The organism is Paractinoplanes abujensis, assembly GCF_014204895.1.
Classification (GTDB): domain Bacteria; phylum Actinomycetota; class Actinomycetes; order Mycobacteriales; family Micromonosporaceae; genus Actinoplanes; species Actinoplanes abujensis.
Map to the genome: position 1 here is coordinate 4,784,172 of NZ_JACHMF010000001.1, position 18,963 is coordinate 4,803,134.

Annotated in this window: 18 protein-coding genes; 6 read left to right on the forward strand and 12 right to left on the reverse strand. The window is 70.5% G+C overall.

Going from position 1 to position 18,963, the window contains the following annotated elements; all coding sequences use genetic code 11:
• Window positions 1-243 precede the first annotated feature (243 nt).
• The 3 genes from BKA14_RS21570 to BKA14_RS21580 all read right to left on the reverse strand — a co-directional run bounded on the left by BKA14_RS21570 (window position 244) and on the right by BKA14_RS21580 (window position 2,814).
• Window positions 244-1,149 carry an ATP-grasp domain-containing protein gene (locus BKA14_RS21570; RefSeq protein ID WP_184952707.1) on the reverse strand — a complete coding sequence of 302 codons (906 nt, stop codon included), beginning with the start codon at window positions 1,147-1,149 and terminating at the stop codon, window positions 244-246.
• A gap of 2 nt (window positions 1,150-1,151) precedes the next feature.
• Window positions 1,152-1,445: a hypothetical protein gene (locus BKA14_RS21575; protein WP_184952708.1), complete on the reverse strand. Its 294-nt coding sequence runs from the start codon at window positions 1,443-1,445 to the stop codon at window positions 1,152-1,154.
• 403 nt (window positions 1,446-1,848) lie between these two features.
• Window positions 1,849-2,814, reverse strand: coding sequence for a heme o synthase (locus tag BKA14_RS21580; RefSeq protein WP_184956875.1), 966 nt, complete (start codon window positions 2,812-2,814; stop codon window positions 1,849-1,851).
• A 285-nt stretch (window positions 2,815-3,099) separates the two neighbouring features.
• On the opposite strand from BKA14_RS21580, the gene tkt reads away from it, so the two are divergent.
• From tkt to pgl, 5 genes are all read left to right on the forward strand, one after another.
• Complete coding sequence (gene tkt / locus BKA14_RS21585; RefSeq protein WP_184952709.1) at window positions 3,100-5,232, forward strand: transketolase; 2,133 nt, start codon at window positions 3,100-3,102, stop codon at window positions 5,230-5,232.
• Between the two features lie 11 nt (window positions 5,233-5,243).
• The gene (tal, locus tag BKA14_RS21590; RefSeq protein ID WP_184952710.1) at window positions 5,244-6,380 is read left to right on the forward strand and encodes a transaldolase; all 1,137 of its coding nucleotides are present in this window, start codon (window positions 5,244-5,246) and stop codon (window positions 6,378-6,380) included.
• 92 nt (window positions 6,381-6,472) lie between these two features.
• Window positions 6,473-7,990 (forward strand): glucose-6-phosphate dehydrogenase, encoded by a 1,518-nt coding sequence (zwf, locus tag BKA14_RS21595; RefSeq protein ID WP_184952711.1) that lies wholly within the window; start codon window positions 6,473-6,475, stop codon window positions 7,988-7,990.
• The gene (locus BKA14_RS21600) at window positions 7,987-9,000 is read left to right on the forward strand and encodes a glucose-6-phosphate dehydrogenase assembly protein OpcA (RefSeq protein WP_184952712.1); all 1,014 of its coding nucleotides are present in this window, start codon (window positions 7,987-7,989) and stop codon (window positions 8,998-9,000) included. The genes zwf and BKA14_RS21600 overlap by 4 nt, the downstream gene beginning before the upstream one ends.
• Window positions 9,001-9,073: 73 nt before the next feature.
• A complete protein-coding gene (gene pgl, locus BKA14_RS21605; RefSeq protein ID WP_184952713.1) occupies window positions 9,074-9,808 on the forward strand; it encodes a 6-phosphogluconolactonase in 735 nt (244 codons plus the stop codon).
• Here the strand turns inward: pgl and BKA14_RS21610 are convergent.
• Window positions 9,801-10,211, reverse strand: coding sequence for a VOC family protein (locus BKA14_RS21610; RefSeq protein ID WP_184952714.1), 411 nt, complete (start codon window positions 10,209-10,211; stop codon window positions 9,801-9,803). The genes pgl and BKA14_RS21610 overlap by 8 nt on opposite strands.
• Before the next feature lie 63 nt (window positions 10,212-10,274).
• Between BKA14_RS21610 and BKA14_RS21615 the strand changes: the two genes are divergently transcribed.
• A complete protein-coding gene (locus BKA14_RS21615; RefSeq protein WP_184952715.1) occupies window positions 10,275-10,874 on the forward strand; it encodes a GNAT family N-acetyltransferase in 600 nt (199 codons plus the stop codon).
• 5 nt (window positions 10,875-10,879) lie between these two features.
• On the opposite strand, the gene BKA14_RS21620 is transcribed toward BKA14_RS21615, so the two are convergent.
• From BKA14_RS21620 to rapZ, 8 genes are all read right to left on the reverse strand, one after another.
• Entirely contained in the window at window positions 10,880-11,224 is a 345-nt protein-coding gene (locus tag BKA14_RS21620; protein WP_184952716.1) for an RNA polymerase-binding protein RbpA, read from the reverse strand.
• A 161-nt stretch (window positions 11,225-11,385) separates the two neighbouring features.
• Window positions 11,386-11,643: a preprotein translocase subunit SecG gene (gene secG, locus BKA14_RS21625; protein ID WP_184952717.1), complete on the reverse strand. Its 258-nt coding sequence runs from the start codon at window positions 11,641-11,643 to the stop codon at window positions 11,386-11,388.
• 97 nt (window positions 11,644-11,740) lie between these two features.
• Window positions 11,741-12,529: a triose-phosphate isomerase gene (tpiA, locus tag BKA14_RS21630; RefSeq protein ID WP_184952718.1), complete on the reverse strand. Its 789-nt coding sequence runs from the start codon at window positions 12,527-12,529 to the stop codon at window positions 11,741-11,743.
• Window positions 12,530-13,732, reverse strand: a complete 1,203-nt coding sequence (locus BKA14_RS21635; protein ID WP_184956876.1) for a phosphoglycerate kinase — start codon at window positions 13,730-13,732, stop codon at window positions 12,530-12,532.
• A complete protein-coding gene (gene gap / locus BKA14_RS21640) occupies window positions 13,732-14,730 on the reverse strand; it encodes a type I glyceraldehyde-3-phosphate dehydrogenase (RefSeq protein ID WP_184952719.1) in 999 nt (332 codons plus the stop codon). Before gap ends, BKA14_RS21635 begins: the two co-directional genes overlap by 1 nt.
• Window positions 14,731-15,107: 377 nt before the next feature.
• Complete coding sequence (whiA, locus tag BKA14_RS21645) at window positions 15,108-16,088, reverse strand: DNA-binding protein WhiA (protein ID WP_097322458.1); 981 nt, start codon at window positions 16,086-16,088, stop codon at window positions 15,108-15,110.
• A 53-nt stretch (window positions 16,089-16,141) separates the two neighbouring features.
• Window positions 16,142-17,125: a gluconeogenesis factor YvcK family protein gene (locus tag BKA14_RS21650; protein WP_184952720.1), complete on the reverse strand. Its 984-nt coding sequence runs from the start codon at window positions 17,123-17,125 to the stop codon at window positions 16,142-16,144.
• Between the two features lie 2 nt (window positions 17,126-17,127).
• Window positions 17,128-18,027, reverse strand: coding sequence for an RNase adapter RapZ (gene rapZ, locus BKA14_RS21655; RefSeq protein ID WP_184952721.1), 900 nt, complete (start codon window positions 18,025-18,027; stop codon window positions 17,128-17,130).
• Between the last annotated feature and the right edge of the window lie 936 nt (window positions 18,028-18,963).

An 18,963-nucleotide genomic window follows, 5' to 3' on the forward strand; every position in this document is an offset into this window, starting at 1 on the left:
CTCAACGCGCCCGAGTCGCCCTGGCCGCGTTGCCTCCGCCACGGCAGCGTCGCCGGGCTTCCGATGAAGCCTTCCCCAGAAAGAAGGTGAGCCTAAGGAAAGCACTCCACGATGCGGGCGGCCGCTGTCCCGGTGTCCCTGCCGCGGTCGCCCGCCGACCAGGCGCGGGGTGGTGACTCCCTCTCTCTCCGGTCACCACCCCCGTTGCCGGGCGGGCTGAAGCCGGCGGAGCGCCGGGGGCCGTCAGAGGCGGCTGGTGATGGCCTCGGCCAGGCGGTGGGTGGCGCCCGCGGTCTCGCCCTCGCGCAGGAACAGGCTGGGCTCGGCCAGTTCGAGCTCGACCAGCAGCGGCTCGCCGTCGGGGCCGGGGATCAGGTCGACGCGGGCGTAGAGGAGACGCTCGGCACCGCCGGGGATGTGCCCGAGCACGCGGTCGGCTGTGCGGCGTTCGGCCGCGGACGGCGTACGGGGGTCGATCTGCTCGCTGCCGGGGTCGATCGTGCCCTCGTCGGGGCCGGTGAGCATCGGGCCCTTGCGGATGGCGTGGCTGAACGTCAGCGCGCCGGTCGCGTCGGGCAGGTAGATCAGCGCCGTCTCGCCGAGGTCGTCGACCGCGGTCAGGTAGGGCTGCACCATCGCCGTGCGGCCGGCGGCGGTCAGGCGGGCCACGTGGGCCTCGGCGAGTTCCCGCTGGGCGGGCAGCCGGTAGCGGCCGGTGTCCTGGCTGCCCGCGCTGACCGTGGGCTTGACGACCCATTCGCCGGTGGTGGGCGGGGTCCAGGCCTGGCCGGGGGCCACGAAGCCGGTCGGGGTGACGGGCAGCCCGGCCTGGGCGAGCCGGCTCAGGTAGCGCTTGTCGGTGTTCCACTCGAGCACGCCGGCCGGGTTGAGCAGCCGGGGAACGCTGTGCGCCCAGGCGATGAACTGGTCGCGGCGGGGCACGTAGTCCCACGGGGAGCGGATCACCGCGAGGTCGTACGTGGCCCAGTCGGCCGCGGGGTCGTCCCAGCGCACCGCGTCGACCTCGAGGCCGCGCCCGCGCAGGGCGTCGCGCAACGGGTGGTCGTCGTCCCACAGGTCGGGGAAGAGGTCGCACGTAACGAGAGCGACCCGGGAGTGATCCCGGGTCGCGTGGTTTTCGGGGGTCACTGTCAGCGGGCCATGCTCCGACGGGACATCGAGCGCCACAGGTCGTTGCTGGGGCGCATCTGCTCCATCAGCTCGCGCTCCCACTCGTTCTCCACCTCGACGCCGGCGCTCTCGCAAGCCTTGCGGGCAACCATGGTGTCGTCGGCGAACTGGTCGGACCACTCGCCGTCCTGGCCGACGAGAACGATGCGGGCACCACGCTTGCCGACGTACTCGATGACCGCCTTGGCACCCCCGTGGCCGGCGGCGAAGGATTTGATCCCCGCGGTCAGTGTCGTATCGGAACCTTGAGCCATGACGGGAAGAGTAAGCACGCCGAAGGCGGAGGCAAGTACCTCCGCGGGCCATTTGTGAGACGAATTACCTGCAGGTTTAACTGCTGGACACATTGTTATGTAGCGATTAGGCCCGAATTGAGCATATCAACGGGTTTCCATCGATCGAGTGACGGACAGTAACCAGTATTCGGGCATATTGGGTCACCTTGTGCGACACCCGTAACCCTCGGCCGACACCGAGAAGTACGGACGGAAAGTGACGACGGTTCAATCCCCTACCCACCGGAGCCGCGGTGAACCCAGAGACGCGAATCTTGACACCGAGCGGCTCCGAGTACGGAACGGGACGCCGGGGCCGGAAACGGCGACGCGCCCGGCACCGCGGTGAGCGGGCGGACGCGTACGGGCCGGAATCGGGACGTCAGATGAGCGCGTCCACCGCCACCGCGATGAACAGGATCGTCAGGTAGGTGATCGACCAGTGGAACAGCCGCATCGGCTTGGCCGGCTGCCCGGCCCGCGTCCGCTTCACCAGCAGCAGCGCCTCGGCCAGGAAGGCCACCCCGGTGCCGATCGCCGCGAGCAGGTAGATCAGGCCGAGCCCGAGGTCACGGCCCAGCACCCAGGCGCCGAGCGAGGACGCCACGGTCAGCACGGTGAAGAGCAGGATCTCGAAGTTGACCCGGCCCACCGAGCGGACGACCGGCAGCATCGGCACCCCGGCCCGCGCGTAGTCGTCCTTGTACTTGATGGCGAGGGCATAGAAGTGCGGCATCTGCCAAAAGAAGACAACCGCAAAAAGCGCCCATCCCAGCGGGGCCACGGTGCCGGTCACGGCGGCCCAGCCGATGATCACCGGGGCCGAGCCGCAGATGCCGCCCCAGAACGTGTTGGCGGGCGTGCGGCGCTTGAGCCAGAGCGTGTAGATCACGTCGTAGTAGAAGATCGCGCCGGCCGTCATCGCCGTGGCCAGCCAGTTCGTGAAGACGGCCATCAGAGCGACCGAGATCACGGCCAGGATCAGGCCGAAGATGAGCACCGAGCGCGGGGTGACCGTGTTGGCCGGCAGCGGGCGCCGCTTGGTGCGCCGCATGACCTGGTCGATGTCGCGGTCGATGTAGCAGTTGAGCGCACTCGCGGCGCCGCCCGCCATCGCCCCGCCGATCAGCACCACGGCGAGAGTGCGCAGGTCAGGCCACCCGCCCGCGGCGACCATCATGGCCGGCACCGTCGTCACCAGCAGGAGCTCGACGATCTGCGGCTTGCACAGCGCCAGATAGGCGCGGACCAGGGTCAGGAAATCGGGACGCGTCTCGGGGACAGCCGCGGCCGCGGCGTCCTCAGGAACGCCGGGCGTCCGTCCTGCGACGGAACGCTCGGTGATCATGCTCACGGACTGCCACCTTCCGGCATCGGCACTAGCCACCCTCACGCCCAGGACCGGCGCCAGCCGGCGGCACGCTGGGACAGCCTACGCTCAGCCATCTGCGCTGCTCCGGCGACCCACATCAGGAGCAAGGCGTCACACGTGAAAGAGCACCGGAGGCAGCGCGGCGTGTCCGCTCTCAGCGTATGGGCCTCGGGCGTTCCGCGGGCGCGGGTTTAAGGCAAGTGGATAGGGTCAACCTCAAAAGAGGTTTACCGAAACCATGCCCCGAGGAGCACAAGCGACGTGGCTGCCACAGATCCTGCTCTCAATTGGTCCGACCTAGACCGCAAAGCGGTGGACACTGTCCGGGTCCTGGCCATGGATGCCGTCGAGAAGTCCGGCAACGGCCACCCCGGCACGGCGATGAGCCTCGCGCCCGCGGCCTACCTGCTGTTCAACCGCGTGATGCGGCATGACCCCACCGACCCGCACTGGGCCGGGCGCGACCGCTTCGTGCTCTCCTGTGGGCACTCCAGCCTCACCCTCTACATTCAGCTTTATCTCAACGGCTTCGGCCTCGCCCTGGATGACCTGGCCTCGCTGCGGCAGTGGGACTCGCTGACCCCCGGCCACCCGGAGTACGGGCACACCCCCGGCGTCGAGGTCACGACCGGCCCGCTCGGCCAGGGCATCGGCAACGCGGTGGGCATGGCGATGGCCGCCCGCCGCGAGCGTGGCCTGTTCGATCCCGAGCCCAAGCCCGGTGACTCTCTGTTCGACCACAACGTTTACGTACTGTGCTCGGACGGCGACATCGAGGAGGGCGTGAGCCACGAGTCGAGCGCCATCGCCGGCGTGCAGAAGCTCGGCAACCTCACGGTGATCTACGACGACAACGAGATCTCCATCGAGGACGACACCCGCATCGCCAAGAACGAGGACGTCGGCGCCCGCTACGCGGCGTACGGCTGGGACGTGCGGCACGTCGACTGGCGCCAGGGCGACCCGTCCAAGGGCAGCGACTACAACGAGGACGTCGAGGCGCTGCACGCCGCGATCGTCGAGGGGCAGAAGGTCACCGACAAGCCGACGTTCATCGTGCTGCGCACGATCATCGGCTGGCCCGCGCCGAACAAGCAGAACACCGGCAAGATCCACGGCTCCGCGCTGGGCGCCGAGGAGGTGGCCGCGACCAAGCAGGTGCTGGGCTTCGACCCCAACGAGACGTTCGCGGTGGCCGAGGACGTGCTGGCGCACACCCGCCAGGTGGTCGAGCGCGGCAAGGCGGCCCACGCCGAGTGGACCACCAAGTTCGAGACCTGGGCCAAGGCCAACCCCGAGCGCCGCGACCTGTTCGACCGGCTCACCAAGGGCGAGCTGCCCCAGGGCTGGGAGAAGGCGCTCCCCGAGTTCCCGGCCGACCCCAAGGGCCTGGCCACCCGGGCCGCGTCCGGCAAGATCCTGGAGGCCCTGGCCCCGGTGCTGCCCGAGCTGTGGGGCGGCTCGGCCGACCTCGCCGAGAGCAACAACACCACCATGAAGGGCGAGCCGTCCTTCATCCCCGCCGAGTACGCCACGAAGGCCTTCCCCGGCCACGAGTACGGCCGCACGCTGCACTTCGGCATCCGTGAGCACGGCATGGGCTCGGTCCTCAACGGCATCACCGCGAACGGCAAGACCCGCCCCTACGGCGGCACGTTCCTGGTCTTCAGCGACTACATGCGGGGCGCCGTCCGGCTCTCCGCGCTGATGAAGCTCCCGGTCATCTACGTGTGGACGCACGACTCGATCGGTCTCGGCGAGGACGGACCGACCCACCAGCCGATCGAGACCCTGTCCGCGCTGCGGGCCATCGTCGGCCTCGACGTGGTGCGCCCGGCCGACGCCAACGAGACCGCGTACGCCTGGCGCGGCGCCCTCGAGCACAAGGACCGCCCGACCGGCCTCGCGCTGTCCCGGCAGAACCTGCCCACGATCGACCGCAGCAAGTACGCGTCGGCCGAGGGCACGCTCAAGGGCGGCTACATCCTTTCCGAGGCGTCCGGCGGCGAGCCCAAGGTGATCCTCATCGGCACCGGCTCCGAGGTGCAGTACTGCCTGACCGCGCAGGAGCGCCTCGAGGCCGAGGGCACGCCCACCCGCGTGGTATCGATGCCGTGCCTCGAGTGGTTCTACGAGCAGGACACCGCGTACCAGCAGCAGGTGCTGCCGCGCGGCGTCAAGGCCCGGGTGACGGTGGAAGCCGGCATCCGGCAGAGCTGGGACCGGATCCTGGGCGAGGCGGGCGAGCCCGTGAGCATCGAGCACTACGGCGCGAGCGCCCCCGCCAAGATCCTCTTCGAGCAGTTCGGGTTCACCGCGGACAACGTGGTGGCCAAGGCCAACGCCGCCCTGGCCAAGGTCGGCGAGATCACCGGTCACACGACCGGTAACTGAGGGAGTTCCTGATGACCGACAGGCTTGCTGAGCTCTCCGCCGCCGGGGTGGCGGTCTGGCTCGACGACCTCTCCCGTCCCCGCCTGACCACCGGCGGGCTCAAGAAGCTGCTCGACGAGCAGCACGTGGTCGGCGTGACCACGAACCCGAGCATCTTCCAGAAGGCGCTCTCCGACGCCGACGCGTACGACGAGCAGCTCAAGGACCTGGCTGCGCAGGGCGTCACGGTCGAGGAGGCCGTACGGCTGATGACCGGCCGCGATGTGCGCGACGCGTGTGACGTCGAGCGCCCGGCCTACGACGCCTCCAACGGTGTCGACGGCCGCGTGTCCATCGAGGTCGACCCGCGCAAGGCCCACGAGACCGAGAGCACCGTGGCCGAGGCCAAGACGCTCTGGTGGCTCGTCGACCGCGAGAACCTCTACATCAAGATCCCGGCGACCCTGGCCGGCCTGCCGGCGATCACCCAGGTGCTGGCCGCGGGCATCAGCGTCAACGTGACGCTGATCTTCTCGAACGAGCGCTACCGCGCCGTGATGGACGCGTTCCTCGACGGCATCGAGCAGGCCAAGGCCAACGGCCACGACATCACCAAGATCGGCTCGGTGGCGTCGTTCTTCGTCTCCCGCGTGGACTCCGAGATCGACAAGCGCCTCGACAAGATCGGCAGTGACGAGGCCAAGGCGCTCAAGGGCAAGGCGGCCATCGCCAACGCCCAGCTCGCCTACGAGGCGTACCAGGAGGTCTTCGGCACCGACCGGTGGAAGGCCCTCGAGGCCGCCGGCGCCCAGCCGCAGCGTCCGCTGTGGGCGTCCACCTCCACCAAGAACCCGGAGTACAAGGACACCGTCTACGTCGAGGAACTGGTGGCCCCGGGCACGGTCAACACCATGCCGGAGGCCGTGATCCACGCGTTCGCCGACCACGGCGAGACCCGCAAGGACGCCGTGACCGGCTCGTACGACACGGCCCGCCAGGTCTTCGCCGACCTCGAGCGGGTCGGGGTCGACCTGCCCGACGTCTTCAAGGTGCTCGAGGACGAGGGCGTCGACAAGTTCGAGGCCAGCTGGAAGGAACTGCTCGAGGGCGTCGACAAGTCGCTCAAGGCAGCGGCCAAGGGCTCCGGCAGCCCGAGCGACGCGGCCTGACCACGACGAAGGGGACTCGCCGACGCGAGTCCCCTTCGCTTTGTCCCTGCTAAGACACTTGCCCGACACCGAAAACTGGCAGGATGGAACACGTGGGCAATCCGCTGCGTACCGCACAGGACCGCAGGCTTCCCCGGATCCCGGAGCCGTGCGCTCTGGTGATCTTCGGAGTCACCGGTGACCTGTCCCGAAAGAAGCTCATCCCGGCCGTCTACGACCTGGCCAACCGCGGTCTGCTGCCGCCCGGTTTCGTGGTTCTGGGCTTCGCCCGCCGCGACTGGGGCGACGGCGACTTCGAATCGCTGGCGTACGAGGCGGCGAAGAAGGGCGCCCGGACCCCGTGGCGCGAGGACGTCTGGCAGCGTCTGGCCAGCCAGTTCCAGTTCGTGCCCGGCTCGTTCGACGACGACGCCGCGTTCGACCACCTGGCCGAGACGCTCGACGACCTGCGCGAGCGCAACGGCATCCCCGGCAACGCCGCCTTCTACTTCTCGATCCCGCCCGCCGCGTTCCCGCTGGTGCTCAACCAGCTCGCCCGTACGGGGATGGCCGACAACGCCAAGTCGGGCGGCTGGCGCCGGGTCGTCGTCGAGAAGCCGTTCGGCAACGACCTGCAGACCGCGATCTCGCTGAACCAGCTGGTCGACGAGGTCTTCACCCCCGGCGACGTCTACCGCATCGACCACTACCTGGGCAAAGAGACGGTCCAGAACATTCTGGCCCTGCGCTTCGCCAACAGCCTGTTCGAGCCGGTGTGGAACTCCAAGTACGTCGACTCGGTGCAGATCACGATGGCCGAGGACGTCGGCATCGGCACCCGCGCCGCGTTCTACGACGCGTCCGGCGCCGCCCGTGACGTGCTGCAGAACCACCTGCTCCAGCTGCTGGCCCTGGTCGCGATGGAGGAGCCGACGAGCTTCGACCCCGACGACGTACGGGCCGAGAAGCTCAAGGTGCTCAAGGCGATCGCCATCCCGAAGGACATCTCCAAGGGCTCGGTCCGCGGGCAGTACCTCCCCGGCTGGGTGGCCGGCGAGCGCGCCGTGGGCTACCTGGAGGAGAAGAACATCCCGGCCGACTCCACCACGGAGACGTACGCGGCGGTCCGGCTCGGCATCCAGAACAGGCGCTGGGCCGAGGTCCCGTTCTACGTGCGCGTCGGCAAGCGCATGCCGCGCCGGGTGACCGAGATCGCGATCCTGTTCAAGAAGGCGCCGCACCTGCCGTTCGACCCGGCCGACGTGGAGATGCTGGGCCACAACCAGCTGGTCATCCGCGTGCAGCCGGACGAGGGTGTCGTCCTGAAGTACGGCTCCAAGGTGCCGGGCACCACGATGGAGGTCCGCGACATCGCGATGGACTTCCAGTACGGCGAGGCGTTCACCGAGTCCAGCCCCGAGGCGTACGAGCGGCTGGTGCTGGACGTGCTGGTCGGCGACCGGACCCTGTTCCCGGACGCCGCCGAGATCGAGCAGAGCTGGCAGGTCATCGACCCGCTGGAGGCCGCGTGGGCGGGCACCAAGCCCGAGCCCTACCGGTCCGGCGAGTGGGGCCCCCGCGCTTCGGACGAGATGCTGGCCCGCGAGGGTCGCGCCTGGAGGCGAGCATGATCGGCTTGTGGGACACCACCGGCAACGAGGTGGTCAAGGCGCTCGCCGCCGAGCGGCGCAGCGCCGGCGGTGTGGCCTCCGGCCTCGCCCTGACCCTGGTCGCCGTGGTCGAGGAGAAGAAGGTCCGCGAGGCCGAGGCGGCCGCCACGATCGCCGCCGCCGCGCACCCGTGCCGGCTGCTCATCGTGGTGCGCTCCGACCTCGAGGGCCGCAGCCGCCTCGACGCCGAGATCGTCGTGGGTGGACGGCTGGGCCCGGCCGAGGCGGTCGTGATGCGCATGTACGGCCGGCTCGCGCTGCACGCCGAGTCGGTGGTCATGCCGCTGCTGGCGCCGGACGTGCCGGTGGTCAGCTGGTGGCACCAGGAGCCGCCGGACACGATCGCGAACGACTTCCTGGGCGTGGTGGCCGACCGCCGGATCACCGACTGCGCGCAGGCGCCCGACCCGGTGGCCGCGCTGCGGCAGCGGGCGGCCGACTACGCGCCCGGCGACACCGACCTCACCTGGACCCGCATCACCCTGTGGCGCACCCTGGTCGCCGGGGCCTTCGACACCACCGACGCGCGGGTCATCGGCGCGACGATCGTGGCGCCGAGCAAGGACCCGACGGCCTGGCTGATGAAGGGCTGGCTGCAGTCGCGGCTGGGCATCGTGCCCGAGCTGCAGGCGGCCGAACGCGCGCCGCGGATGCACTCGGTGCAGCTGCTCTGCGAGAACGGCGACACGGTGACGGTGACCCGCGAGGAGAACACCGCGCTGTTCAGCCGCACCGGCCAGGAGGACCGTTACATGCCGCTGCCCAAGCGGCCGGTCGGCGACGAGCTGGCCGAGGAGCTGCGCCGGCTGGACGCCGACCAGATCTACGCCGACGCGCTCGGCGCGATGGCCGGAGTGTCCGGTCTCGACCACCGGCCCGCGATGCGCGTGCACGTGTGGAAGGACCCGGCGCTGGCGGCCAAGGCCGACGAGGAGGGCGCCATGGCGGGCCCGGGCGGCACAGCCGCATAGCGATTTCTGCAAGGGGCCGTCCGCCGATCCGGTGGGCGGCCCATCGCCTTTCACGCGACAGGAGAACCCCGAAGTGAGCAAGACCCTGGTCGTGGTGGTGCCGGACGCCGACACCCTGGCCGCGACGGTGGCGTCCCGCCTGATCGCCAAGATCGTGGATGCGCAGGCCGAGCGTGGCTCGGCCGGTGTGGTGCTGACCGGCGGCCGCATCGCCAAGCGGGTGCTGGCCGCGCTGCCGGGTCTGCCCGAGGCGGCCGCGGTCAACTGGTCGCAGGTGGACCTGTATTGGGGCGACGAGCGTTTCCTGCCCGCGGGCGACCCCGAACGCAACGAGACCCAGGCCCGCGAGGCCCTGCTCGACGCGCTGCCGCTCGACCCGGCCCGGGTGCACGCCATGCCCGCCTCCGACGGCCCGGACGGCGAGGACGCCGAGGCGGCCGCCGCCCGTTACGCCCAGGAACTGCGCCTGGGCGGGGCCGAGCTGCCCCCGTTCGACGTGCTGATGCTGGGCGTGGGCGAGGACGGCCACGTCGCGTCGCTGTTCCCGGAGCACCCGGTGCTCAACGAGACCGCGGGCACCACCGCGGCCGTCCACAACAGCCCCAAGCCGCCGCCGACCCGGATCACGCTGACCATGCCGGCGATCCAGACGGCGTACGAGGTGTGGCTGATCGCGGCCGGCCCCGACAAGTCCGACGCGATCGGCCGGGCTCTCAATGGCGACAAGCTGCTGCCCGCGGCGCAGGCCACCGGCACGGCGAAGACCTACTGGCTGCTCGACAAGGCCGCCGCGGCCGCCGTCAACTAGCCCGCGACGAGATCTGCTGCACGGCCCAGCTGTTGCCGTCCGGGTCGTCGAAGAACACGAAGCCGACATTGTCCAGGGGGTGCGGCACGGGCCGCGGGTTCTCGCCCACCACCTGGACGTCGCTCACCTCGACCCCGCCCGCCACCAGTTCCTTGTGCGCGGCCTCGATGTCGGGCACGACGAGCTGCAGACCCTTGAGCGAGCCGGGCGCCATGTTGGGCACCGCGCCCTGGCCGATCACGATCGAGCAGCCGCTGCCGGGCGGCGTGAGCTGCACGATGCGGACATCGTCGCTGATCCGAGTGTCGTGATCGACGGTGAAGCCGAGACGGTCCGCGTAGAACTCCTTGGCCCGGTCCACATCGCTCACCGGCACGACGACGACTTCCAAAGTCCACTGCATCGGCACATCCTGTCATCGGACGGTGACACCGGCCACACCAGCATCGGATCATAGACTTCCGGGGTGCACCCAGAGATCCGCGCCTACCGGCCCACCGACCTCGACGCCGTCTACGACATCTGCGTCCGCACCGCCGACGCGGGCGGTGACGGGCGCGGACAGACCAGCAGTGACCGGCTGGTCGGCGACATCTTCGCCGCGCCCTACGTCGTGCTGGAGCCCGAGACGGCCCGCATCCTCGACGACGGGCACGGCAACGCCGTGGGCTACGTGGTCGGCACCACCGACACGGCCGCCTTCGTGAAGCGTTACCGCACCGAATGGCTGCCCGTCACGGCCGGCCGCTACGGCGACGACCCGCGCGACGAGATGTGGCTGGGGCTGCACCACGATCCCGAGCGCATGCTCGTGCCCGAACTGGCCGGCTATCCCGCGCACCTGCACATCGACCTGCTGCCGGAGTGGCAGGGCCGTGGGCACGGGCGCGGGCTGATGTGGTCGTTCCTGGCCGGCCTGCACGCCGCCGGGGCGCCGCGGGTGCACCTGGGCGTGGCCCCGGCGAACACCGCGGCGCAGGCCTTCTACGGCCGGCTCGGCTTCGAGCGGATCCCGGTGCCGTCCCAGCCCGACGCGGTCTATCTGGGCCGCGACACGGCCGTCTGAGGGGCCTACTCGCGGCCGCGGCGCTGGCGCAGCTTGGCCAGCGCCTCCTCCAGGATGCGGGCGCCGTCCTCGTCGGAGCGCCGCTCCTTGACGTAGGCCAGATGCGACTTGTACGGCTCGGCGCGCAGCCGGCCCGGCGGCTTCTCCCGATCGAGGCCGGCGGGCTGGCCGCAGCGCGGGCAGTCCCACGCGTCGGGCGGCGCCGCCTCGGCCGCGAACAGGATCTGACTGGCGTGCCCGGCCGCGCAGAAGTAGGTCACCTCCCGCCGCGGGGCGGGCTCACTGCGCTCGTCGGGGCGGACCGGGGACGAGCCGACACGGCTGCCGCGGATCGCACTGCCACTGGACACGGACGTGACTCCTGTCTCGAGGGGCGCTGGGCCGGTATTTGTCGACGGCCGGAAATGCGGCCGAAACAGACCATAAAAACGCCGCGCGTCCGGCAGAACCGGACGCGCGGCAGAGTCTACGACTATTACGCTCCGTAAGAAAGAACGGGACGTAAGGAAAGTCAGGAACCCGGAACGGACACCCGCAGCCACAGGCCGAGGCCCACGATGCAGGCGAACCAGACGATGCCCACCAGCACGGTGTAGCGGTCGAGGTTCTTCTCCGCCACCGAGGAGCCGGCCAGGCTGGACGTCACGCCACCGCCGAACATGCTCGACATGCCGCCACCCTTGCCGCGGTGCAGCAGGATCAGCAGGGTCAGCAAGAAGCTGGTGAGGACCAGCAACGCGATCAACGTGTACGCGAACCACATCGGCATGGTCGGGTCATTCCTCTCGAAGGGCACAGGAGCCGTCCAACAATAGCTTGTGCCCGGGCGCGTGGTGCGCCCGGGCACGCGCTGCGTGCGTCCTGTGTCAGCGGGCTACGTGCTCGCGGAACCGCGCGATCGAGGCGAACTCCTCGGCGTCCAGGCTCGCGCCGCCGATCAGGGCGCCGTCCACGTCCGGCTTGGCCATGATCGAGGCGATGTTGGCCGCCTTGACCGAGCCGCCGTAGAGCACCCGCACGGCGTCAGCCACCTCGGCCCCGTACACCTTGGCCAGCTGAGCCCGGATCTCCCCGCACACCTCCTGGGCGTCCTCGGGGGTCGCGGTCTTGCCGGTGCCGATGGCCCAGACCGGCTCGTACGCGATGACGATCTGCTTGACCTGCTCGGGCTTGAGCCCGGCCAGGCCCGCGTCGACCTGCGAGGTGCAGTGCGCGACGTGACCGTTCTCCTCGCGGACGGACAGGCCCTCGCCCACGCAGAGGATCGGCGTCAGGTTGTTCGCGAAGGCCGCCTTCACCTTCGCGTTGACCAGCGCGTCGTCCTCGTTGTGGTATTCGCGGCGCTCGGAGTGGCCGGCCAGCACGAAGGTGCAGCCCAGCTTCTCCAGCATCGACCCGGCGATCTCACCGGTGTAGGCGCCCGACTTGTGCTGCGAGATGTCCTGCGCGCCGTAGACGATGTTCAGCTTGTCGCCGTCGACCGCGGTCTGCACGGTGCGCAGGTCGGTGAACGGCGGCAGCACGGCCACCTCGACGTCGGTGAGCTGCTGCTCGCTCAGGCTCGCGGCGAGCTTCTGCACCAGAAGGTTGGCCTCGAAGTGGTTGAGGTTCATCTTCCAGTTGCCGGCCATCAGGGGCCGACGGACCTCAGCCATCTACTTCTCCAGAGCTTCGATGCCGGGGAGGGTCTTGCCCTCGAGATACTCCAGGGAGGCGCCGCCACCCGTCGAGATGTGCCCGAAGGCACCCTCGTCGAGGCCGAGCGTGCGCACGGCCGCGGCCGAGTCGCCGCCGCCGACGACCGAGAAACCGTCGATCTTGGTGATCGCCTCGGCCACACCCCGGGTGCCCGCCGCGAACGGGGCCAGCTCGAACACGCCCATCGGGCCGTTCCAGAACACCGTCTTGGCGCCGCCGATGGCCTCGGCGAACAGCGCCACCGACTCCGGGCCGATGTCGAGACCCAGCCGGTCGGCCGGGATCTCCGGCGCAGGCACGGTCACCGAGTCGGCGTCGGCCGAGAACTCGGTCGCCGCGACCACGTCGACCGGCAGCACGATCCGGCCCTGGGCCTCTTCCAGCAGGTCGCGGCAGGTGCCGACCATCTCGTCCTCGAGCAGCGACTTGCCGACCTCGTGGCCCTGGGCCTTGAGGAAGGTGAAGCACATGCCGCCGCCGACCAGAAGCTTGTCGACCTTGGGCAGCAGCGCCTTGATCACCGCGAGCTTGTCGGAGACCTTCGAGCCGCCGAGCACGACCACGTACGGCTGCTCGGGGCTTTCGGTGACCTTCTTCAGCACTTCCACTTCACGCAGGACCAGACCGCCCGCGTAGTGCGGGAGCACGGCCGGCACGTCGTAGACCGAGGCGTGCTTACGATGCACGGCACCGAAAGCGTCATCGACGTAGAAGTCGGCGAACTTCGCCAACTCGCCCGCGAAAGCGGCGCGCTCGGCGTCGTCCTTCGCGGTCTCCCCGGCGTTGAAACGCAGGTTCTCGAGGAGCAGCACCTGGCCGTCGGTCAACGCCTCGGCCTTCGCCGCAGCATCGGGGCCGACGGTGTCGGTCGCGAAGACCACCGGCGAGCCCAGCAGCTCACCCAGGCGGGTGGCGACCGGCTCGAGGGTGTACTTGGGGTCGGGCGCGCCCTTGGGGCGGCCCAGGTGCGACATCACGATGACGCGGGCGCCCGCGTCACGCAGCGCGATCAGCGTCGGCAGCACCGCGCGGGCGCGGCCGTCGTCGCTGATGACGCCCGGGTTGGCCTTGTCGAACGGGACGTTCAGGTCGGCGCGCACGAGCACGCGCCGACCCGAGACACCCTCGCCGAGCAGGTCGTCGAGAGTCTTCAAGATGATCAGGCCCCGACGAGCTTGACCAGGTCGACGAGGCGGTTCGAGTAGCCCCACTCGTTGTCGTACCAGCCGACGACCTTGACCTGGTTGCCGATGACCTTGGTCAGGCCGGCGTCGAAGATGCAGGAGGCCGGGTCGGTCACGATGTCCGAGGAGACGATCTCGTCCTCGGTGTAGGTCAGGATGCCCCGGAGCGCGCCCTCGGCGGCGGCCTTGATCGCGGCGTTGACCTCCTCGACCGAGGTCTCCTTGGCGGCCTGGAAGGTCAGGTCGGTGGCCGAGCCGGTCGGGATCGGCACGCGCATCGCGAAACCGTCGAGCTTGCCCTTGAGTTCGGGCAGCACCAGGCTGACGGCCTTGGCGGCGCCGGTCGAGGTCGGCACCACGTTGAGGGCGGCGGCGCGGGCGCGACGCAGGTCCTTGTGCGGGCCGTCCTGCAGGTTCTGGTCCTGCGTGTAGGCGTGGATCGTGGTCATCAGGCCACGCTCGATGCCGATCGTGTCGTTGAGGACCTTGGCCATCGGCGCGAGGCAGTTGGTCGTGCAGGACGCGTTCGAGATGATCGTGTGCTGCGCGGCGTCGTACAGGTTGTCGTTGACACCCATGACGACGGTGATGTCCTCGTTCTTGGCCGGGGCCGAGATGATGACCTTCTTGGCGCCCTTGTCGACGTGGGCCTTGGCCTTGGTGGCGTCGGTGAAGAAGCCGGTCGACTCGATCACGACGTCGGCGCCCAGGTCGCCCCAGGGCAGGCTGTTCGGGTCGCGCTCGGCGAACGCCTTGAAGGTCTTGCCACCGACGGTGATCTCGTCGGCGGTCGCCTTCACCTCGTGCGGCAGGCGGCCGAGGATCGAGTCGTACTTGAGCAGGTGCGCGAGCGTGGCGTTGTCGGTCAGGTCGTTCACGCCGACGATCTCGATGTCCGCACCGGAGGCGGCAGCCGCCCGGAAGAAGTTGCGGCCGATACGGCCGAAGCCGTTGATGCCAACCCGGATGGTCACAGGTGGATCTCCTCGTTTCGGTCCGCCGGATTATGCGACCGGCGGAGGGTCTGCGTTGCCGACCGTTTCGAGGGCCGGCAGAGGGGCGTCCGGTCGCCGCGCCTGAACTGAGGGAGGCGCCGCGAAAAGACTGGCGGCGCCCAGCGCGGTCGGCCGAGCTGCCGGCACCGTCGCCGTCGGTAAGACCCTATCCGAGAGCCGCTGAGACTTTTCCGAGGGGTCGCAACCCAACCGTGACAGTGTCTCCTCGTTAACCTGCGCTTCTTCTGGCGGAAAGACCTTTCCCCGTACGCGACGTGACCGTCACCAACCGCAACGGGACAGCACCGGGCCCCTCCCCCGGCCGGGTGCCGCACCGGGCTGCCGCGCCGCGTATCTCAGCAGGCCATCATCTCGGGCGTCACAGCCGCCTCCGTGTCGGGGATGCCCAGGTCGCGGGCGCGCTTGTCGGCGAGGGCGAGCAGACGCCTTATACGGCCGGCGATCGCGTCCTTCGTCAGCGGCGGGTCGGCCAGGGCGCCCAGCTCCTCCAGCGAGGCCTGCCGGTGCTCCAGGCGCAGCTGACCGGCCGAGGTGAGGTGGTTGGGGGCCTCGTCGGCCAGGATCTCCAGCGCGCGGGTGACCCGGGCGGCCGCGGCCACGGCGGCACGGGCCGAGCGGCGCAGGTTCGCGTCGTCGAAGTTGGCCAGCCGGTTGGCAGTGGCCCGCACCTCGCGCCGCACCCGGCGCTCCTCCCAGGCCAGCACGCTGGCGTGCGCGCCGATCCGGGTGAGCAGCGCGGCGATCGCGTCGCCGTCCTTGATCACGACCCGGTCGACGCCGCGGACCTCGCGCTCCTTGGCCGTGATGCCGATCCGGCGGGCCGCGCCGCGCAGGGCCAGCGCCGCCTCGGGGCCGGGGCAGGTGATCTCGAGCGCGCTGGAGCGGCCCGGCTCGGTCAGCGAGCCGTGCGCCATGAACGCGCCCCGCCACGCCGCCACCGCGCAGCACACGTTGGCCGAGACCACGTGCGGCGGGAGCCCCCGCACGGGCCGGCCCCGCACGTCGAGCAGCCCCGTCTGCCGGGCCAGGGCCTCGCCGTCCTTGACGATGCGCACGATGTAGTGGCTGCCCTTGCGCAGGCCGCCCGACGCCAGCACGTGCACCTCGCTGGGGTAGCCGTAGACGTCGGCGATCTCGCGCCGCAGCCGCCGCGCCACCGCCCCCGTGTCCAGCTCCGCCTCGACCACCACGCGGCCCGAGACGATGTGCAGACCGCCGGCGAACCGCAGCAGGGCCGCCATCTCCGCCCGCCGGCAGCACGGCTTGGGCACGTCGACCCGGCTCAGCTCGTCCTTGACCGCTGCCGTCATCGCCATCGTGATGTCACCTCATGCGCCGGATCTTGACCATTTGTACCGATTACGCGTGCTTAACGAGTGGCGCCCAAGACGGGCACCAGGGCAACGCCCAACGACTCAGGATCATGCTTGGGGCGGCCGTCCGCAACGGCCACCGGTGCCAGCACCAGCCGCGCCCCCAAACCCTCGGCGGCCCGCCGCACCGGTTCCGGTTCGCCCACCCACCGGCCGTCGGCCAGCACCACGTCGACCCGCAGGCCCGGCAGATACGAGTGCAGTGCGGCCAGGTGGTCGGCGACCGAAAGGCCGAGTGTCTCGTTCTCGGTGGCCAGGTTGAGCGTGACCAGCCGCCGGGCCGGGCTCTTCATGATCGCCTCGGCCAGCCGGGGCACCATCAGGTGGGGCAGCACGCTGGTGAACCAGCTGCCCGGCCCGAAGATCAACCAGTCCGCCTCGTCGATCGCCGCGACGGCCTGCGAGCAGACCGGCGGATCGGCCGGGTGGATCCGTACGGCCTCGACATGACCGTGGGCGACCGCGACCGCGTGCTGACCGCGCACCGTGACGATCTCGTGCGGCCGTTCCGGGTCGCCGCCGCGCATGTCGGCCTCGATGCCGATCGCGTGCCGGGCCATCGGCAGCACCCGCCCCCGCGCACCCACCATGGCCGCCGCGTGGTCGAGGGCCTGCACCGGGTCGCCCAGCATCTCCATCAACCCGAGCAGCAGCAGATTGCCGACCGCGTGCCCCACCAGCGGGTCGGGGCCGCCGACACCCGGGGCCGGGATCTCGGCGAAGCGATACTGCAGCAGCTGGGCGGTGCGCTGGGTGGTCTCCCGGTCGTCGGCCAGCGCGGCCAGGGCCTGCCGCAGGTCACCCGGGGGCAACAGCGCGTCCCGCTCGGCCAGCAGCCGGCCGCTGGAACCACCGTTGTCGCCCACCGTCACCACGGCCGTGATGTCGAGCTCGAGGCCGTCGGCGGCACGGCTGCGCAAAGCGCGCAACGAGGCACTGAGCCCGTGCCCGCCGCCGAACGCCACCACCCGTACGGGCATCGTCACTCCCGCCCGAGATCGCGGTGCGAGGAGTGCGCGGCCAGCCGCATGTCCCGCAGCTGCGCGGTCAGCTCCTCGGAGATCGCGACGCTGCGGTGCTTGCCCCCGGTACAGCCGACCGCGACGGTCAGGTAACGCTTGCCCTCCCGCTCGAACCCCGGGGCGGTGGCCGCGATCAGGCTCGCGTACGTCTTCACGAAGTCGCTCGCACCCTCCTGGTCGAGCACGTACGTGCTGACCGCCTCCTCGAGGCCGGTGTGGTCGCGCAGGTCGGGCACCCAGAACGGATTGGGCAGGAACCGGGCGTCCATCACGTAGTCGGCGTCCGGGGGCAGGCCGTACTTGAAGCCGAACGACAACACGGTTATGCGCAGCCGGCGCACATCCTCCCCGCCGAACAACTCCTCGACCCGGCGGCGCAGCTGGTTCACGTTCAGGTGGCTGGTGTCGATGATCACGTCGGCCTGCTCGCGGGCCTCGGCCAGCAGCTTGCGCTCGGCCGCGATGCCGTCGGAGAGACGGCCGTCACCCTGCAGCGGATGCGACCGCCGGACCGACTCGAACCGGCGGATCAGCACATCGTCCTCGGCGTCGACGAACACGACCCGCGGCGAGAAACCGCGCTCGCGCAGCGCGTGGATGGCGGCGGCCAGATCGGTCGAGAACGCCCGGCTGCGCACGTCGAGCACCATGGCCGTGCGCCGGGCGGCCCCGCCGGCCTGGAACGCGAGCTGAGCCATGTCGAGCATGAGCGCCTGCGGCAAATTGTCGACCACATAGAAACCGACGTTCTCCAGGGCGCGCGCCACCGTGCTGCGCCCACCACCGGAGACACCGGTCACAACCACCAGATCGGTGGTCACCTCGTCACGATCGGTCGCGTCGGACACGAACTCCGGCATCGACTCCGTCAACGCACACGCCTCCCAGCGTCGCCTCGCCCGCGCCCCCTGGCGGACACAACATCCTAGGCCGAACCCAGCAGACCGTTCCTTCCGGACGCGTGTCGTCCATCCGATCGGGCCTCCCGCAGTCACAACAACCGGCCGCCACCGCTAGTTCCGCCGCAGCCCGCCGCGAACCTCACAACCCCACCGACGCCCACCGCCAGCGGCCAAGCCACGCCGCCCAGCCCACACGCCGTTGACCCCGGCCACCGACTCCCGACGCCGTTCGCCCCGGCTGCCGACCCCGGACCGCCGTCGGCCCCGGCCACCGACCCCAAACCGCCGTCGGCCCCCGCCACCGATCCCGGACCACTTGGCCCGGCCACCGGGCCCGGACCGCCATCGCCCCCCGGCCACTGGCCCCGAACCCCTGTTGGCCCGGCCACCGAGCCCGGACCGCCATCGGCCCCCGCCACCGACCCCGAACCCCGTTGGCCGCGCCCGCAGGCTGCACCGCCACCGATCAAGCCACCTGCACCAGCCGCGCCGGCAACGCCCCAGCCACCGCCGGGAACGCCGACCAACCTCGACCGTCACCGACCGGCCCACCGCCGAGGCGCTGCCGACCATACTCGCCTCGGCCGAGCCGCCGACGTTATCCACAATCCGCCTTTGTCCACAGGGGCCCACTCCAAGATCTCCCCCGAGCACTAAAATGGCCAAGGGCGGGGGTCCCCCGGTCGGGTGGGCCCTGTGGAGATCCGTTGGCCAAGATCAAGCGGACACCACGAGCCGGCCGTCATCGGGCGCGACGTCGCAGGACCCGCCCTGAGTCGCCCCGAGTCGCGACCGTGGGCCGAAGAGCCGCCCTGAACCAGGCAGACGCGCGACCATGGCCGGCTGCCGCTACCGCCCCGCCGCCACTCGCGGTTCGTTACCCCGCAGCCACTC

Excerpts from the sequence above, each read along its gene's own strand:
- BKA14_RS21575 (WP_184952708.1), bottom strand. The coding sequence starts at position 1,445 with ATGGCTCAAGGTTCCGATACGACACTGACCGCGGGGATCAAATCCTTC.
- BKA14_RS21580 (WP_184956875.1), bottom strand. The coding sequence starts at position 2,814 with ATGATCACCGAGCGTTCCGTCGCAGGACGGACGCCCGGCGTTCCTGAG.
- tal (WP_184952710.1), top strand. The coding sequence starts at position 5,244 with ATGACCGACAGGCTTGCTGAGCTCTCCGCCGCCGGGGTGGCGGTCTGG.
- BKA14_RS21600 (WP_184952712.1), top strand. The coding sequence starts at position 7,987 with ATGATCGGCTTGTGGGACACCACCGGCAACGAGGTGGTCAAGGCGCTC.
- BKA14_RS21610 (WP_184952714.1), bottom strand. The coding sequence starts at position 10,211 with ATGCAGTGGACTTTGGAAGTCGTCGTCGTGCCGGTGAGCGATGTGGAC.
- secG (WP_184952717.1), bottom strand. The coding sequence starts at position 11,643 with ATGCCGATGTGGTTCGCGTACACGTTGATCGCGTTGCTGGTCCTCACC.
- tpiA (WP_184952718.1), bottom strand. The coding sequence starts at position 12,529 with ATGGCTGAGGTCCGTCGGCCCCTGATGGCCGGCAACTGGAAGATGAAC.
- whiA (WP_097322458.1), bottom strand. The coding sequence starts at position 16,088 with ATGGCGATGACGGCAGCGGTCAAGGACGAGCTGAGCCGGGTCGACGTG.
- BKA14_RS21650 (WP_184952720.1), bottom strand. The coding sequence starts at position 17,125 with ATGCCCGTACGGGTGGTGGCGTTCGGCGGCGGGCACGGGCTCAGTGCC.
- rapZ (WP_184952721.1), bottom strand. The coding sequence starts at position 18,027 with ATGCCGGAGTTCGTGTCCGACGCGACCGATCGTGACGAGGTGACCACC.